Raw genomic sequence first — 16,931 nt, 5'->3', positions numbered from 1 at the left:
TTTATCACTGCTTCACATACCAGTTTTTCCAAGAGCTGGTTCCACGTACTTCTATCGGTACAGTTGGAATCAGCTGTTTTTTTAATATCTGAATTTGATCGACCTCTTCAGCCAATCGAGCTTTGATAGAGTGTATACACTCTCGATCCCCAAATTCACAACGGTCTAAATGTGTGCCACCGCATGGACCATTTGCCAGACCTTTAGGGCAAGTTTCAGGGCAAATATATAAGGTTTCAGCCAGCCGACACTGACCACAGCTCTCACACCCGACAATAAAGTGCTTACTCAAATATTCCGCTTGTAATAGTAATTTTGCTGCAAGGGCTTTATTCCAAAAATTCGCACTAAAAATATAAGCACCCAGCCCTTTGACCAAACTGGAATTAAACATGGTACTGTGAATGGTATCTAAAAATTGATATTTCACTTTCTGATGCAAATTACTCAGCTTAGACTTTTCTACAGCAGCTGGGCGTAATTCATTGCCCGTTTTAAGCTGCCATAATTGAGTCCATAATTGTTGACATTGTTTAAGATCAAGATGTCGATACTGTTCAATATAACTAGTTAAAATCGCTTGCTCATCGGCTTTATGGCACGCAGAAAGATGCACACCAGCATAACCAATATGCTGACAAATCAAAATTTGCAAAGCACAACGTAAATAAGTATTTTCAGTTTGATCAGAATCATGTTCTTGAGCCAACACTTCAAGCATATGTGGTGTAATCACAATACCTGCAACGTTATGTTTCAGCATAAATTTCGCTCGTGCTAAAGTCAGCGGCATCACACAAGCAAGAATTTTTTGTGTATAGTTTTCTTCAATTAAAAACTCATGTGCTTGTTTAAGTGCCACGAGGTCAAAGCCTAACTGGGTAATAATATAATCAGCGCCGGCTTGTAGTTTTTTATGTAATTTTAAATACTGCGCTTGTTTTTCTGCTTGGCTATATTTAAACGGATTCAAAGCAACGCCAATATGAAAGCCTCCCTGTTGTTGGGCAGCGATGACCGCATTCACCGATTCTAAATAGCGTGTACGAGCGTGGCTACCTTGTCCATCATGATGTTGTTTTAACTTATCGCCAGTCAGTAACAATAAATTTTGCTGTCCGTGTTGTTTGGCTTGCTTTAAAAACAAATTGAAATCATGAATATCTCGGCCTTTACCTGCATAGTGCAATACTTTTTCAATCTGCTGCGGATAAGATTGTGCGGCGATTAATGGTGCAATATCTTCATCTGAACGTACTCGATCTGACAAAGTCATACATACAGGAAAGCCCGCCAGTTGTGTTGCTACAGGCAGCACCTCTTGCTTTGAAGGCAAATATTCCACCAAACAGCAAAATTGGTTTTGAGCAAAGTATTGGGAAAGCTGAGACATAAAAAAATTTAGATAAATACAGCAAAATAAATAGGCCTGAATTATAGAATGTTTTAAATCGAATTGCTGTAATCATAAAATGCTTTCTAAATAATCTTGATAAAAATGCTTAACTCCGTTCAGTAAACATTTTTGTTTACATGGTCATCATTTTTGTTTACCATATACTTATGTTCAATAAAATGAGCTAAGTGTGAAGAGAAGTGATTTCATCAAAGAGTTAAAAGGTTTGGGCGCAACATTTGTAGAAGGTAGTAAACACACCAAGGTTTATTTAAATGAGAAACAAAGCACTATACCTCGCCATACTGAGTTAAAAACAGGACTGGTAAAAGCAATAAGAAAGCAATTAGGAATTTGAGGGTTCGCCCTCAAACCTTTCTTAAGATGAAATTGTTGTTCACATTATTTCGGAGATTTAATACATGTTTTATCCAGCTAAACTTAAACCAGATCTAGAAGATGGTGGTTATGTTGTAGAGTTTAGAGATATTCCCGAAGCTATTACCCAAGGTGATACTTTAGATGAAGCCAAAGAGATGGCTCAAGATGCACTTATAACCGCTATGGACTTTTATTTTGAAGATCAAAGGTCTATTCCTTTACCGAGTAAAACGCTTGAAGAAGACGAAGTATTTATTGAAGTTCCAATAAGTATTGCGTCTAAAGTTTTACTTTTAAACTTAATGCTTGAGAAAAAAGTAACTCAAGTAGAACTCGCAAGATTGCTCCATAAACCTAAACAAGAGATTACTCGTATTGTAGATCTACATCACTCAACAAAAATTGATACTGTTGTTGATGCATTAAAAGCCTTAGGCAAACAACCCCAGCTTATAATCTAAAAAAAGAAACCCGCCTACAAATGGCGGGTTTTTTGTACCACAATACGTATGGTTATTCACTTTACTATAGTGAACCTGTCAAAAAACTCAGACACATTAATGTAATTTCTTTTAATTAATATATCAATTAAATCAATTGCATGGAGAAATAAATTAATTGATTATAAAAAGGCTTACAATGCCACATCTTACATTCTAGGTTTAGATCCCTTTGCGTAGGCGACACCTCACTTTTCAAAGATGAAAAGATGACAAAAATCTTCCGTTTGGCGAGGGGTACGTCCTGTACCCCCGCCCAACGGCGACATCCCTGTCGCCACACGGTAGGATCACCATCTATGATTCAAAAGCACAAAAAACGAATTAATAATCAATAGTTTCTAAAAGTTCATACAAAAATATAAGCTTTATTTATGATTAATGACTTGATAGAAATCACTTATATGAATAATTAGGTGGTTTCACTATAGCTAATATATTGATAAATAAAAATATTTTAAATTTAACTTTTTTATACTGAAAAAAATGGGTATTGTCATCTCCAATACCCATAAAACTTCCGCCTTAGCATTAAATTCAAATAGTGAAAACTATATCTAAACTAAGCTACTGTTAATATTTAAATTTCACATTCAGACGAACCATCATAGGATCTCCCCAATTGACCAATTGTGCATTTGGTGTGGTCCCTGCCAGATACTCTCTATCAAATAAGTTTTTAATTGTTAAACCTGCACCCCAATTCTTGGCTTCATAACCCGCATTTACATCAAATAAGGCATAACTTGGTAAGTAGACAAAATCTGTACTACGTTGTGCTGTTCGAGAACCTTGATAACGAATCCCCGCACCAATATTCCAACCTAATTTATCTGGGCTAAAATAGTACTGGGTAGATAACGAACTGGCATTTTTAGGTACATGATTGGTACGTTTGCCAATATCACTAGCAATCACACTTTCAGTGACTTTTGCTGTTGGGATATAGCTATAAGTTGCTGTGGCATTCCATTGATCGGTTAATGCCGCCGCAATTTCTGCTTCAAAACCTTTGGTGACTTGTTCGCCTGTTTGGATTGAAAAGTTTCCAGAAATATCTGCTTCAGTTACATTTTTACGGGTTAAATCATAATACGCAATATAGCCTTGTAAACGCTGATCCAGTGCTTGTAACTTGACCCCAACTTCGGCCTGTTTACCCTCTTCAGGATTCAACAATCGACCATTTTCACCGGCATCTGTTACAGGCATAAACGAGGTTGAATAACTAATATATGCTGCAAACATATCATTGATACGGTACATCACCGATCCACTACCCGTAAATGCATTGTCTGAGTTTTTGCTATTGCTATTTTTTAATACATCGTCAATTTCAACCTGAGTCCAATCGTGTCGACCAGACAATCCGATAATCCAGTGATCATCTACTTTAATTGTATTGCGTAGATATAAACCAGTATATTGGCTATAGGTCAGTTGTTGCGTTGGCGCCCCCAGTTTGGTACTGGTGATCCCATAGACTGGACGATCGGCATTAAAAGAATTGATGGTATCGTTTCTACGATAGTAATCACTACGCTCTCGCATCATATCGACACCGACCATCACATCATAGTTGATCTTTCCAAAATCAAAATTACGTTGTAAGTTATTGTCCAAGGTATAGTTAGTATCTTGTTTGTCTTGATTATTTACAGAACGTTTAATGGTTGGTAGCGTATTTGTACCCGATGCCAATATCGGATTGCCTTGGGTATCAGTTTTGGTGACCGCAAAATTTTGTTTAAACACCCAAGCATTATCAAAGTAGTGCGCATAATTTGCACCTAGACGATAAACATCGACATCATAACCATGATCAGGTTCTCCAAAGAATAAGCTTGACGGGTATTTTTTATAGTCACCTTTGCTATATGGGATGCCCTGTTGACGGATGTATTCACGATGTTGATAGCTGGCAATGACAGATAAATCATCTTTATCGCCTAAATCAAAATTGTAAGATGGAGCGATATATTGATTTTTAAAATAAACATGGTCAGTCGGGTCATCTTGATCAGAGATCCGTCCTACAATACGAAAAGCCCCTTTTGCACGATTATCAGGTGCGTAGTTCAGGTCAAATGTACCTTCTTTTAAACCATAGCTTCCATAACTTAATGCGCCTTTATAAGCGGTTTCTGCTTGCGGTCGTTTGCTGGTTAAATTGACTAAACCGCCTGGCAGCGCCAAACCAAAACCAACTGAGGTTGGGCCTTTGACCACTTCAATAGACTCTAAGCCAGAAATATCTTCCGCTCTTAAAACATTATCTGATGCTTGAATACGCAACCCATCAATATAAGTTTGTGAACTGGATATTTGTCCACGAATAATAAAGTCATCCCAGCCTCTTCGCCCATATTGACCAGAAGTCACACCTGCCACACCTTCTAAAGCTTCGGCTACTGTTTTTGCTTGCTTTTGTTCAATTTGCTGATTGGTGATCGCACTAATCGACTGAGCTGTTTCAAATAAAGGCGCTTTAGATCGCAATACCGCACTTGCTGTTTTTGCTGCATAGGCTTTTTTATCACTGTCTGCTTGTACGGTAATCGTTGGCAATTTATTGCTTACAGCGTTTTGCGCTATATCTGATTCTGACTCAGCATGAGCGGTGGATAGCATGATGGCAAAAACTGAAAATGCGAGGGAGGATTTATTAAATTGCATTAAACAATGACCTAAAAACTTGAAGCATAATTATAATCATTTTCATTTATATTTATCACTTTTTTTTACGCTTTCCTTTTAATGATATAAGTTTGAAACGAAACACGCTTTAAATAAAACATGATTTTTCTAATGATTCGACTATCTCAATCACATCATTGATAAGTTAGGCTTATTCTTTTATAACGATCGGTCAAAAATTAATAATAGTGTTTATTTAGATGTTTTATTTTGCAGATGACTCATATATTGAGTTGGGCTTAAACCTAGAACTCGATGAAACATGGTGGTGAATGCAGCCGGATTTTTAAAGCCAAAATCATAAGCAATGTGCTGTATTGGCTGATTTTGGATCAATTTTTCCAGACTTAACAGTACACAAGCATGTTGTCGCCATTTTGAAAAAGACATCCCGACTTCACTTTTAAACAGCCGACTAAAATGCCGCTCGCTGATATAAAGTTGTGTCGCAATTTCTTCGGGTGATAAATGAATATTGGGCTGCTTTAAGAACTTTTGGCAAATTTCTAAAATGGCTTTATTTTCCGGCAAAGGTAAATGCAGTTCAATTTTTTCGGAAATTCCCAGCTCAGTTAAAATCAATTCTTGAATCAGCTCATCATGTCTAGAAAGCGGTTCATTTAACGCTGGTGCTTTTAAAAGTAATTGTCGAAGCAAAGGCGAAATTGACAGCACTTCGCAACATTCAATCTGCCTCGGGACGTATTCAGGAAGAATATACAAACTACAGGTTTTAACATTAAACAAAGTCAATTGATGCGGAACTTGTGGTGGAATCCAAACTGCCCTTTCTGGAGGAATGATCCAGTTTCCTTGTGGTGTTTCTACATGCATCACACCCTGAGCAGCATAGAGTAATTGTGCTCGTTTATGGCTGTGCATCTTCAACACATAATACTCAGCGTACTGCGTTTCTATCGCAATCATTTTATGTTTTAAATGCTCAACACTATGAATCAAGATTTGTTTCATATCCATGTCTGATTTGAGTAATTAAATGCGGAATATAACAAATTTTACCAATCGAGAAATCCTTAAACTGGTATTTATTTTGAAAGATCTCTGTGTATGGAACTCTATCTTATTTTATTGGTTGCAGGATTTGTCAGTGGCATACTCACCATATTATTTGGTTTTGCTGGTGGCTTTGTTGTTGTTCCTTTGGTTTATTCGACAATTCGTATGCAATATCCAATTCATTCTACGGCCTATGATTTAGCTTTTAAAAGTGCGGTTGCAAGCTCATTATTGTTGATGGTGATCAACTCTGGTTTGGCAACTTATCAACAATATAAACAGCGAAAAATACACAAGCAGTACCTGTTCCCAATCGCATATTGGATTGCTGCTGGCGCAATTTTAGGCACTTTACTTGCCCTGAATATTTCATCACACGTGTTAAAATGGGCTTTTGCGCTCTATTTGTGTATAACAATTTTTGATTGTCTGATTCGTCAATTTAAACAACCCCACTCAAATCCACAAGCAATAAGATTACTTACCAAAAAAGAACAAGGCTTAGGCGGCATCTTTATCGGTGGGATTGCATCAGCGTTGGGTGTCGGAGGCAGTGTGATGACTGTTCCTCTGTTCCGTCGCTGTGGTTTGGATATGTCTTCAGCCGTTGCCCTTGCAAATCCTTTGAGTATGCCTGTTGCCATAGCCGGTTGTATCACCTTGATCATTGGGCAAATTATCCTACCACAACATTTAGGAACGCATTTTGTTGGTTATTTTTATTACCCTGCTTTAATTGCATTGATTATAGGCGGCTTTTTAGGCATGAAACTGGCAATACAATGGACCGGAAAATTATCTAATCAAATGCATGAGCGAGGTTATATCCTGTTACTCACGCTGGTTTTAATCAGTATTTTATTTCAATAGGAAGACTGGTGGCATACAGACTTGAGGCTTATGTCTTGCGCCCAAGTTTTTTGGAGCTAGTGGGCGATTTAACAGACGCACAGCCAAGAAAAATGATTCAAATGAACAGACCTTACGTTGCCTAGAAATGAACAGTTAATCACCCCCTAATACATATAAATTAATCTGCGGTTTTGTTTGTATTGTTTAATCATACATGGTGGTTCTATCGTGTGGCGACATGGATGTCGCCGTTGAGCGGGGGTATAGGACGTACCCCTCGCTCAAAATGAGCAAAAACAAAGCACTGCTTTGTTTGCAGCGCAAGGTTTGGCATCCCCTACGAAAAGTGAGGCATTGCCTACACAAATCTATTTAAACTTTAAATGTAAGGTGTGGCATTGCAAGCTTTATAATCATACAAATCCATTTTTATAGAACGCTGATACTTTTAAATTTGATCTATGGCTTAATTGAGTAACATTTAAAAAAACGCTAGCTAATTTTAAACATGACTATCCGTGAAGAAGTTTTCAGTTTTGGCACAATTGACATTAGTGTCGTGAGCATCAACCCCATTCGATGCCAGCCTTTAAATTGATTAAACAAATAAGTCCGCACATGTTTAAGTTTGGGATGCCATGTTTCAATGTCTTTTTCATCATCCAAACCAAACTTAAATGTAGCTTTGGTTTTACTCACAGTATCGTGTAAAGCAGACTTAATACTCATCCAAGCATTGAGCATGTCAAAATGCAGTTCAGCACCTGAAAAACGTTCAGCTAAAGCTGTTAACACCTGTTGATTTTGTGCTTGATTGAAGTACATCAATACCCCTTCGATCACAAACATAAAATGACCATTGGGATGCGTTTCTTTTAATTGATCCATCCATGTGGTCGATAACATTGAACTTGCAATAAAGTGTTCATTTTTATGCGCGGGAATAAGTTGCTGACGTTGCTCAATCACTTTAGCAATATCCAATTGATAAAACTCAGCATGTTCAGCACTTTTACCGATACGTTGTATACGGCTATCTAAACCACAGCCTACAAATACAATAATCGGCTGATGATTAAGATAATGATGAAGCTGAATAAAGTCTTTAACTTTCTGATCAAAATGTGTTGAACGCAATGCAACACCAACAGACGTGGCCTTCTTATTTTTATATTTTGAAAAATCATAATCAATTTTTTCCACCAACTCACAGGCTGTTTGGTCATTAATTAAAGGATTTTTTTTCTGCGTTTCAACGGATTTGGCATATAAGGTAATCAATAGCGTGTCGGCAATGTCATCCTGTAAGTTAAGCGATATTTTTTTCATTACATATTCCTCATGTCATTTAGATTTATTTTTTGCAAATAATGCTTTGGGTGATTTTCCATAAAAACGAGTAAACGCAACTGTAAAATTATTGGGATATTGATAGCCCACCTTCCACGCTACTTGAGCCACGTGCAAACCTGACTCAAGGAGGCTGTGGGCTTGTTGCATCCTCAATTGCAATAAATATTCAGTCGGATTGACCCCATACAGCTTGATAAAACAGGCTTTGAATTTATATACATTCATACCGATCACACTGGCGATATACTGCATCGTCAATGCTTGATCTAATTGATTGATCATTAAAGCTTTGGCTTTTTCCAAATTTTGCACATCCTGCATACTCAAGTTTGCAGATGAGACTACTGATTCATCAGGCGCAATTAACGGCAACTGTTCTGATAACAAACTCAGTGCATGAATATGTTGTTGTAAGCTATGTTGTGGTTGGTAGTTGCGCTGTACGAGTGAATGTGCCAATGCGCAAGCATGGACTTTAGTGGTCATTGAAACAGGCTGAAAAGCGATTGGATGGATATGGTTTGGGAAAAATAAGGTCTTGAGCTGTTGTGAACTTAAATATTTACTCAAAAATTCCGAAGTCATAATCAAGCGAAGTTGAGAAACCGTCTGCTGTTTTTGATAGTGACGTATTCCTTCAATAGATGGAAAAGTATTGATACTGATATGGTCAGTTTTAAAACTGAGCTGTTCTGTATTCTTACTCTGATATTTTGAGCACCCTTGTAAGCCAACGGTCAATACCATCACGGGTTTTGGGTGTGTTGCTTGGGTTTCTTCTTCTAATGCATATTGAGGACAATAGTGTAATTGGTTAAGCAGCAAGCCAGCTTCAATCTGTAAAGTGTCTGCATAGCAATAACCAAAATCTTCAGGCAAGCCAATACGTTGTTGCCGTGATGAAATCTCTTGAACCGAACGCTCTACATCAACCCGTACACGATGATGTAATTGTGTCATCACTCAATACTCCATCTAGCTGAAAACTTCATTCCGCATAGTATTTTCTATAATCCGCATATAATAAATAATAATCATTCTCATTTATTGAGTCATCATATCGTATCTTTGGATCGAATGTCTAGACTGAATGTTCTCGGCATTCCATATGCAATTTTAAAAGGTGCTTTTAATGAATTTTTCTCTAAATCAGGCTGTACAAATACTGACTCAACCTCATCCTTTACATTTGATTTGGCAAATTTACCTGTCACAAATACAGGCACAAGCCTTAGATTTTTCAATTGAAAAAAAGCTCTTTGCATCATTATTTCAATTTGAAGATGCCACAGTCCTAGCAAAGAAACATGCTTTGCATCCGCAAAATACCGATTATCTGTTACAGCTATTGGCTAGTTTACAACTGTTAGACACCCAGTTTGACCCAACCAGACAGGCTATGCTTTATCGTATTAAACCAGCACTTAAAGACTACGTTGATCCAATATCAGATCAGTATTGTGTTGATGCGTTGTTATATCGACAACAAGTGATTCAGTCTGTTGCTGGTCAACTTTCTGTATCTTTTTCTCGTGATTTCCAAGCCCAATCTCGAACACCAGAAACGATCGGATCTGCATGGGCACAAGCGGCTCAAATACAAATTGCCCAAGAACAAAACGCTGTTACAGTTCACATTGCAGATGTGCTTTCTGATGTAGTCCGTGAATTTAAAACAGCAAGGCATTTTCTTGACGTCGGTGCTGGCGCTGGGCGAGTTGCGATGCATATGGCTAAAAAGTATACTCAACTTGAATGTACCCTTTTAGAGCTTCCGCATGTCATCGAGGTAATTCGACCTACTTTAACAAACCATCCAGCACATCAACGCTTGCATTGTTTAGCCGCGGACTTGCAAAGCTTAGACTTTCAAACTTTAAAATCTCAACCCCAATACGATATTATTTGGTGCTCATCTGTACTGCATTTTGTCAATGATTACGCTTTAATTTTAGAAAAACTGCTTGCAGCTCTATCACCCAATGGCGTATTAATTTGTTGTCATGCCGAAATTGACCCGTCTCAATATGATGCAGATATTCAGAGCTATTATCTGAATATGCGTATGCAAGGCAATTACATTCCACAAAAGGACGACATTTATCGCAGCTTAAAGCAACTGGGTTGTCAGCACATTGAAACGATCGAGAATGTGCAATTCCCTGTTGCGCCGGTTGATGTACTGATTGCGCGGAAATAGGTTATAAAAAAGCGAGAAGTAAAACCTAATCCTTAAATCAAATTTACTTCTCGTTAATGTCATACTGCTATGTCAAATATTGAATTTAAACGCATTAGAATTTCTGCGAAATACTCACCTTATAATCCAGTCCTGTACCTGTCATATACTCACCCAAATACATTTTGTAATCACGATTAAATAGATTATCAATCGAGAAATTCAACGTCGGGCCTTTTGCACCAATTGGCTGCCAGTCTGCATAAACGCTATGTAGTGAATAGCCTTTGGTTTTGGGTAATGAAAATGAAGATGCCGCGATCGACTTATCATTATCTGAAAGGCTTCGATCTTGTGCAGCAACAAATATCCCTCTCCATCCCATGGTTAAGTGATGTTCAGGCACATTCACCCCTAAAGTCGCTGTGGCTTTTTTCGGTGGAATATTGGTCATCCATGTTTTTTGATCAAACCACGGATTTACCGGGGAATTATCACGTTGTCCGCGAATATAAGCATAGGTTAAACCTGCAAACCAAGTCGGCTGGTTATAAAACGCTTCGGCTTCATAGGCTTTGATGGTGTAATCGGTCACATTCCGATAAAAACCACGATCATAATTGCCTTTACAGTCTGCTACGCTGCCTTTTCCAGTATTTACATTGTTTTCTGCTTGGGCTTTACAAAATGTTGAGCGATTGCGGAATATTTCATCACCCCCGCGATTATGATGATAAGTTAAACGCACTTGCAGATGATCTTCATCACTGAATACATCATCAAAATTCATCTCATTTCCGACACGAATCGCCAACATTTTTTCAGGAAGTAAATAACGACTGGTCGATGGAACAGTGGTCGCTGCGGATTGCACATAATATTGCTCATCAACACGAGGCGCACGCCAAGTTTTACTCACGTTAGCAAACCATGTCATGTAGTCGGTCTGTTTCCAAGACATCGCTAAACGTGGAGACCAGCCCGTATAGGTTTTACTGGAATAATCATGCCCAGCCGCTGGATCATTAAATCGTGATGCACGATTTGGCTTGCCGTTATTTTCAATATGATCATAACGTAGCGATGGGGTAATGACGAAATTGTGAATCTGATATTGATCTTCAATAAATGCACTCAGCATTTGTTGATCACCAGCAGGCATATAGTTCGGTTCATAATAACCAAAATTATAATCGGGCTTTTTGGCATTATTCTTGTCATAAATCAGCGAGTTTTGTTCCATTTTCTGGTATTGCGCACCGACTTTTAATTTATGCGTCCCCAGTTTTGTTGCAATATCACTGATATTACTCATTTTTAATGCTGTATTGGTATAGGTTACCCAGCTTTCATTACCTAACAGTGCCGCTGAACCTGTCACACTTGGCAAGCGTAGATCATGCTGATAGGTTTTGGAATAAGATGCGACAGCTTTTAAGTTTAGATATGGGTTAGCGTCTGGATTGAATTCATAACTTGCAGAATAGCTGGTATCTTCCTGATCACGGTCGACCAAACGGCGTTTCCAAGCCTCATCATAACCATATTTGGCAATATCAGCTTCAGTTGGCACTGCATCTTGATCACGCATGGCAGCAAAAGGTTCCCAGCCTTCATGTCCGCTACGCATGGCATTTAAAGAAATTTTATGACCATCGGCTGGATAAACATTCAGTTTGGCTAAATAGGTTTCCTGCTCTTGCCCAGAATATAAAAACTCACTGCCATCAGGACGCTTTACATTTCCGCTGTCTCGGTTGGTATAGTAAAACAGACCATCGACCAGCCCATTGTCGGCTTTACCATATACTGCACCTGTATAAGTATTTTGGCTGTTGTTGGAAAAACGTGAATATTTTAAAAATGCGCCAATATTTTTACCATCATCCAGCAAGTCAGTGGCATCTTTAGTTTCCAGTGTAACCTTACCCCCAAAACCACCATTTCCGACTTCAACATTATGTGGTCCTTTATCCACCGTAATTTTCTTTAAAATCTCAGGTTCAATAAAGACTGAACCTTGTCGATATTTATCAAATGTTTTAACAGAATCATCCAAGGTGATTGGCACATCAGCGACACCGCCCATGCCGAGAATATTAATCGTTTGCCCTCCCGGACGTGGAGATCCTGCTGAACCTACACTGGGCATATGATCGAGCAATTGCGCAACATTATTAGCCTGATAACGATCAATCGCCTTTTGATTGAGTACGCTCTGACCAAATTGTATCGTATCTTTTTTTACTGCCTCGACCACAATCGGGGTCATCTGATAAATTTGGTTTTCAGCACTTGTGGTTGATGTTGTTGTTTTATCCGTTGCTGCTTTCGCTGTATTGACTACAGGTACTTGTGTAGTGACAGGCTTTTCAATGAGTAGATAACCTGCCGAAGTTTTTTGAATCTGGAATGGCGTATTTAGCACCAATAATGCAAAAGCTTGATCTAGGGTATATTTACCCTTCATCGTCTTTACCCGATAACGATTGGTTTTTGCAGGATCTAACAACAAGGATACATTGGCTTGCTGTGCCAAGCTATTTAAAGCTTGGGTTAATGAACCGCTTTGCACTTGATAAAAGCCAACAGGCGAAGCGTTATTTGCATGCGTTTGTATACTGATTGCACTCATAGACAGTGCGATTGCAACAGCCAACGCAACTGGCTTTATTGCATTCTGATATAAAGATTGAGACATTTTCTACCCACCCAAGGTTAAATGATAATCATTAACTTCATTTAGTTAAAATAATCTGTGTTTTCATGTGTTCTAAGTTATATGACGAAGCAGAAACAAAAAAACCGCAATCAATTGCAGTTTTTTTAAATTTTAACGTTCTAAAGTATCAGCAAACCTAAGCTTCCCCACTAAAACCATTACACAAAAAATTAGTTGTACATCAATGTATAATTAATTTTTGCTTGCACATTTTGAGCATCGACAATCCCGGTCTTGGAAACATACGCAATATTATAAATGATCTGAATATTACCACTAGAATTTAAAACTTGACTGCTCTCCTGAGTTCCCCAGAGTGCAGAAAGATCTATGATGCGAGAAGCTTGAGTGTAAAGTCGAATAAAAACTGGATTTGTAGCAGAAGCACCACCGGCACCTGTGGCTTTATTGACCAATAAACTCTTATCCGTTGTATCCAAATCATCTGGTGAAATTGCACTCAGATGTACCCCTTTTAAGGCTTTACTTGTTGCTGCATCACAGTTAGCTGTACCCGTCGCATTTTTTAAATACATAGCATAGCCGAACTGCGTTGGTATTTGAGTTGTAGGACTAAACCTAGATTTAGGTAAAGTGGGCAAGGTAACTGTTAGATCTTTCAAACCGCTTACACCACTACCACCTTGTAATGTACATGTTCCGTCAGTAATAACACCATCGACTCTAATGGTTCCATCTACAGCAAATACTTGCGTACATACCAAGCTTAAAGCCAAAGCACTCAATGTGGGTAAAGTGAGTTTATTCATTGAAATATTCCCATAAAGCTTGAATCATTTTTAAGTTGTTTTAATCTTCAACAAACCGAAGCTTCCCTCACTTCAGTCAACAAACACAAATTTAATTATAGTGCAAGGTATAATTTATCTTTGCTTGCACAGTTTGCGCATCGACAATCCAATTCTTAGCAGCGTAATTTACATAGTAAGTAATGGATGTACGAAGACCGAAATGAAAAACAATGCTTTTTGCCTGTGTTCCCCAAGGTGCAGAAAAATCTACCTGTCTAGCAGAACCAACACCAGTATCGGTATTTATTTGAATAAAAATAGGATTTTTAATGGATACATCTGCAGCTTTATTGACCAATAAAGTCTTATCATCTACATCCAAGTCAGTTGGTGAAATTGCACTGAGATGTATCCCTTTTAAAGCATAACTTGTTGCGGCATCACAGGCACCAGTACCATCAGCATTTCTTAATTCCATCATAAAGTACACTGACATTGTATTAAACTTTGATTTAGGTACAGTGGGTAAGGTAAGCGTTAAATCTTTATTACCACTTACACCACTACTACCTTGTAATATACATGTTCCATCCGTGATAACACCATTGACTCTAATGGTGCCATCTACAGCAAATACATTGCTACATATCAAACTTAAGGCCAAAGCACTCAATGTGGGTAAAGTGAGTTTATTCATTAAATCAGCCTTATGAAGCTTTAATAAATGCGATAATTTAACGATTCTGTTATTCACATTACGAGACATGATAATTTCCACGGAAATAGATACATCTAAAGATATAAACGCTGTTGCTGTTTACTTTAAGCTGCTGCCTATTTCAAGGTTTCGCCGATTTTAATATTTATTTTTATTTTAAAATTCCGCTAATTTAAAATAAAATCATATCCTGACAAAAACATATCTATACCACAATATTTTTAAGTTGACTTTTTCTCATGAAAATACATTACGAAAAATCATGAATACTTATTAAACATTAAAATTCAATATTTTAAATAAAACAAATGATAAAAAATTTAATTTTATTTAAATTTTAAACACCATTTACAACATATCAAAATATGACTCAACATCAATAAAATCATTTTCCTCACTATAAATTTAAATCGACCAAAATAATATTTTTGTCGATTTCAGCAATACAGATCAGAGGATTAACAAGCTTTCTTATTGAGATTTTCTATACGCATCCAAAGTGATGCCAATCAACAGCATTCACTGAATATCAATTAAACCGTTTTGCTTTTTATAAGATATCTTTTATAAATCAAAAAATGATCCTATGGAATGAATCATATTGGTATTGAAAGTCCCTTCTCCCGTTGGGAGAAGGCTAGGATGAGGGGGATTTTATGTTGATTTATGGTTCTAAAAAGAACTTATGAAAGCAGCCTAGTGATGAAGCAAAAAAACCGCAATGAATTGCAGTTTTTTCAAATTTCAACTTTCTAAAGCATCAGCAAACACTGACTTCCCTGCTAAAACCAACACAAAAAATTAGTTATACATCAATGTATAATTTATCTTTGCTTGCACAGTTTGAGCATTTACAATCCCTGTTTTGGAAGCATACTGTACACGGTAATAGACAAATGTATGACTACTAAGATGCTGAACTGTACTTTTTGCCTGAGCTTCCCAAGACGCAGAAAAATCCACAGGCATTGAATCCACCGTATAAAATTGGATAAAAACAGGATTCGCAACAGAAGCACCAGAGGCTTTGTTGAGCAATAAAGTTTTATCGGTTGTATCCAAGTGATCTGGCGAAATCGCACTGAGGTATATACCTCTAAATGCTCTTCTTGTTGCTATGTCGCAGAAGTCTGAACCCGTCGCATCTCTTAAATAAATATTAAAGCCCATAAGAAATGGCTCTCGATTTGACGGTGTAAAGGTTGATTTAGGTAGCGTGGGTAAGCTAACCGTTAGATCTTTTAGACCACTTAGAATGCTATTTTCTTCAGCTCGTAATGTACATGTTCCATCAGTAATAACACCATTGACTGTAATGGTGCCATCTACCGCAAAAACTTGGGTACACGCTAAAGTTAAAGCCAAAGTACTCAATGTTGCTAAAGTCAGTTTCTGCATTGAATTACCCCCATAAAGCTTTATATTTTTTTAAGTTACTCAATCACCAATAAACCTATGCTTCTCTACTAAAACCAACACACAAAAAATTAGTTATACATCAATGTATAATTGACAACCGCTTGCACATTTTGAGCATTTACAATTCCAGTCTTGGAAGCGAGTCCTACAAAGTATTGTAGATATATTCTACCTCCACTAGTACGGATTGGACTTTTCGCCTGTTTTCCCCAAGGTGCAGAAAGATCTACAGGTTCAAAATTCATATTGGATAGTTGAATAAAAACAGGATTTGCAGTAATAGTACCTATGGCTTGATTAACCAATAAAGTTTTATCAGTGTCATCTAGGTCAGTTGTTGGTGAAGTTACACTGAGGTGTATCCTTAAAGGCTTGAGTTGTTGCTGCATCACAGTTAGCTGTACCTGTAGCATTGGTTAAAAACATATGAATACCGTACCGCACTCTTGGTATTGGGTTTGTAGGCGTAAATGTCGATTTAGGCAGCGTGGGTAAGTTAACTGTTAGATTTTTTAAGCCAGTTATTGGATCAAGACTAGCTTTTAAGGTACATGTTTCATCAGTGATAACACCATTGACTGTAAGGGTTCCATCTAGCGCAAAAACTTGGGTACACGCTAAAGTTAAAGCCAAAGTACTCAATGTTGCTAAAGTCAGTTTCTGCATTGAATTACCCCTTTATAAAGTTTGAATCAATAATTTGCGATAAATATTATTTTATTCACATTATAGAAAAGAAAATCTCGATATAAATAAACACTATTAAACATAGGTAAACTGCGTTACTGTTTGTTTTAAGCATCTATTCATTTTAAATCCCTTTTATTTTAAAACCCTACTCACTTTAAAATATCGTTTAATTTAAACGTAAAATTATTTTAAAATTTAACCAATCACTATTTATTTTTATTTTAAATCTCGACCAATTTAAAATAAAACCTTATC

At 37.4% G+C, this 16,931-nt stretch carries 13 protein-coding genes and 1 pseudogene; 4 read left to right on the top strand and 10 right to left on the bottom strand.

From position 1 onward, the window contains the following. Positions 1–4 precede the first annotated feature (4 nt). The gene (locus FY049_RS17645) at positions 5–1,393 is read right to left on the bottom strand and encodes a methylenetetrahydrofolate reductase C-terminal domain-containing protein (RefSeq protein ID WP_446084082.1); all 1,389 of its coding nucleotides are present in this window, start codon (positions 1,391–1,393) and stop codon (positions 5–7) included. A gap of 193 nt (positions 1,394–1,586) precedes the next feature. Between FY049_RS17645 and FY049_RS17640 the strand changes: the two genes are divergently transcribed. Next, positions 1,587–1,754, top strand: a complete 168-nt coding sequence (locus FY049_RS17640) for a type II toxin-antitoxin system HicA family toxin (protein WP_016539635.1) — start codon at positions 1,587–1,589, stop codon at positions 1,752–1,754. 64 nt (positions 1,755–1,818) lie between these two features. Then, positions 1,819–2,238, top strand: coding sequence for a type II toxin-antitoxin system HicB family antitoxin (locus FY049_RS17635; protein ID WP_056517888.1), 420 nt, complete (start codon positions 1,819–1,821; stop codon positions 2,236–2,238). A 612-nt stretch (positions 2,239–2,850) separates the two neighbouring features. Here the strand turns inward: FY049_RS17635 and FY049_RS17630 are convergent. Together FY049_RS17630 and FY049_RS17625 are read right to left on the bottom strand one after the other, a co-directional pair. Continuing rightward, on the bottom strand, positions 2,851–4,953 hold the full coding sequence (locus tag FY049_RS17630) for a TonB-dependent siderophore receptor (protein ID WP_446084081.1): 2,103 nt from the start codon (positions 4,951–4,953) through the stop codon (positions 2,851–2,853). A gap of 213 nt (positions 4,954–5,166) precedes the next feature. Beyond that, positions 5,167–5,946: an AraC family transcriptional regulator gene (locus FY049_RS17625; RefSeq protein WP_446084080.1), complete on the bottom strand. Its 780-nt coding sequence runs from the start codon at positions 5,944–5,946 to the stop codon at positions 5,167–5,169. A gap of 96 nt (positions 5,947–6,042) precedes the next feature. Here FY049_RS17625 and FY049_RS17620 point away from each other — a divergent pair, with 96 nt between their 5' ends. Continuing rightward, a complete protein-coding gene (locus tag FY049_RS17620) occupies positions 6,043–6,861 on the top strand; it encodes a sulfite exporter TauE/SafE family protein (RefSeq protein WP_446084079.1) in 819 nt (272 codons plus the stop codon). 474 nt (positions 6,862–7,335) lie between these two features. Here the strand turns inward: FY049_RS17620 and FY049_RS17615 are convergent, their stop codons facing one another. Beyond that, positions 7,336–8,172 carry a class I SAM-dependent methyltransferase gene (locus tag FY049_RS17615; protein ID WP_446084078.1) on the bottom strand — a complete coding sequence of 279 codons (837 nt, stop codon included), beginning with the start codon at positions 8,170–8,172 and terminating at the stop codon, positions 7,336–7,338. A 15-nt stretch (positions 8,173–8,187) separates the two neighbouring features. After that, positions 8,188–9,156: a helix-turn-helix domain-containing protein gene (locus tag FY049_RS17610; protein ID WP_224963901.1), complete on the bottom strand. Its 969-nt coding sequence runs from the start codon at positions 9,154–9,156 to the stop codon at positions 8,188–8,190. 172 nt (positions 9,157–9,328) lie between these two features. Between FY049_RS17610 and FY049_RS17605 the strand changes: the two genes are divergently transcribed. After that, complete coding sequence (locus FY049_RS17605) at positions 9,329–10,396, top strand: class I SAM-dependent methyltransferase (RefSeq protein WP_446084077.1); 1,068 nt, start codon at positions 9,329–9,331, stop codon at positions 10,394–10,396. A 94-nt stretch (positions 10,397–10,490) separates the two neighbouring features. Here the strand turns inward: FY049_RS17605 and FY049_RS17600 are convergent, their stop codons facing one another. From FY049_RS17600 to FY049_RS17580, 5 genes and pseudogenes are all read right to left on the bottom strand, one after another. Further along, the gene (locus FY049_RS17600) at positions 10,491–13,076 is read right to left on the bottom strand and encodes a TonB-dependent hemoglobin/transferrin/lactoferrin family receptor (protein WP_446084076.1); all 2,586 of its coding nucleotides are present in this window, start codon (positions 13,074–13,076) and stop codon (positions 10,491–10,493) included. A gap of 191 nt (positions 13,077–13,267) precedes the next feature. Further along, on the bottom strand, positions 13,268–13,867 hold the full coding sequence (locus FY049_RS17595) for a fimbrial protein (protein ID WP_446084075.1): 600 nt from the start codon (positions 13,865–13,867) through the stop codon (positions 13,268–13,270). A gap of 91 nt (positions 13,868–13,958) precedes the next feature. After that, on the bottom strand, positions 13,959–14,546 hold the full coding sequence (locus FY049_RS17590) for a fimbrial protein (protein ID WP_262782344.1): 588 nt from the start codon (positions 14,544–14,546) through the stop codon (positions 13,959–13,961). 822 nt (positions 14,547–15,368) lie between these two features. After that, on the bottom strand, positions 15,369–15,965 hold the full coding sequence (locus tag FY049_RS17585; protein ID WP_446084074.1) for a fimbrial protein: 597 nt from the start codon (positions 15,963–15,965) through the stop codon (positions 15,369–15,371). Between the two features lie 89 nt (positions 15,966–16,054). After that, positions 16,055–16,652, bottom strand: a pseudogene (locus FY049_RS17580) (fimbrial protein). Positions 16,653–16,931: the final 279 nt, after the last annotated feature.

This window comes from Acinetobacter sp. 1125_18A (genome assembly GCF_052824985.1).
The sequence above is the reverse complement of the archived record's forward strand: the minus strand, read 5'-3'. Positions and strand labels throughout refer to the sequence as shown.

What these genes read in the sequence shown, in the direction of transcription:
- FY049_RS17635 (WP_056517888.1), top strand. Translation starts at nt 1,819, where the DNA reads ATGTTTTATCCAGCTAAACTTAAACCAGATCTAGAAGATGGTGGTTAT.
- FY049_RS17620 (WP_446084079.1), top strand. Translation starts at nt 6,043, where the DNA reads ATGGAACTCTATCTTATTTTATTGGTTGCAGGATTTGTCAGTGGCATA.
- FY049_RS17590 (WP_262782344.1), bottom strand. Translation starts at nt 14,546, where the DNA reads ATGAATAAACTCACTTTACCCACATTGAGTGCTTTGGCCTTAAGTTTG.
- FY049_RS17600 (WP_446084076.1), bottom strand. Translation starts at nt 13,076, where the DNA reads ATGTCTCAATCTTTATATCAGAATGCAATAAAGCCAGTTGCGTTGGCT.
- FY049_RS17605 (WP_446084077.1), top strand. Translation starts at nt 9,329, where the DNA reads ATGAATTTTTCTCTAAATCAGGCTGTACAAATACTGACTCAACCTCAT.
- FY049_RS17585 (WP_446084074.1), bottom strand. Translation starts at nt 15,965, where the DNA reads ATGCAGAAACTGACTTTAGCAACATTGAGTACTTTGGCTTTAACTTTA.
- FY049_RS17610 (WP_224963901.1), bottom strand. Translation starts at nt 9,156, where the DNA reads ATGACACAATTACATCATCGTGTACGGGTTGATGTAGAGCGTTCGGTT.
- FY049_RS17645 (WP_446084082.1), bottom strand. Translation starts at nt 1,393, where the DNA reads ATGTCTCAGCTTTCCCAATACTTTGCTCAAAACCAATTTTGCTGTTTG.
- FY049_RS17625 (WP_446084080.1), bottom strand. Translation starts at nt 5,946, where the DNA reads ATGAAACAAATCTTGATTCATAGTGTTGAGCATTTAAAACATAAAATG.
- FY049_RS17595 (WP_446084075.1), bottom strand. Translation starts at nt 13,867, where the DNA reads ATGAATAAACTCACTTTACCCACATTGAGTGCTTTGGCTTTAAGCTTG.
- FY049_RS17615 (WP_446084078.1), bottom strand. Translation starts at nt 8,172, where the DNA reads ATGAAAAAAATATCGCTTAACTTACAGGATGACATTGCCGACACGCTA.
- FY049_RS17630 (WP_446084081.1), bottom strand. Translation starts at nt 4,953, where the DNA reads ATGCAATTTAATAAATCCTCCCTCGCATTTTCAGTTTTTGCCATCATG.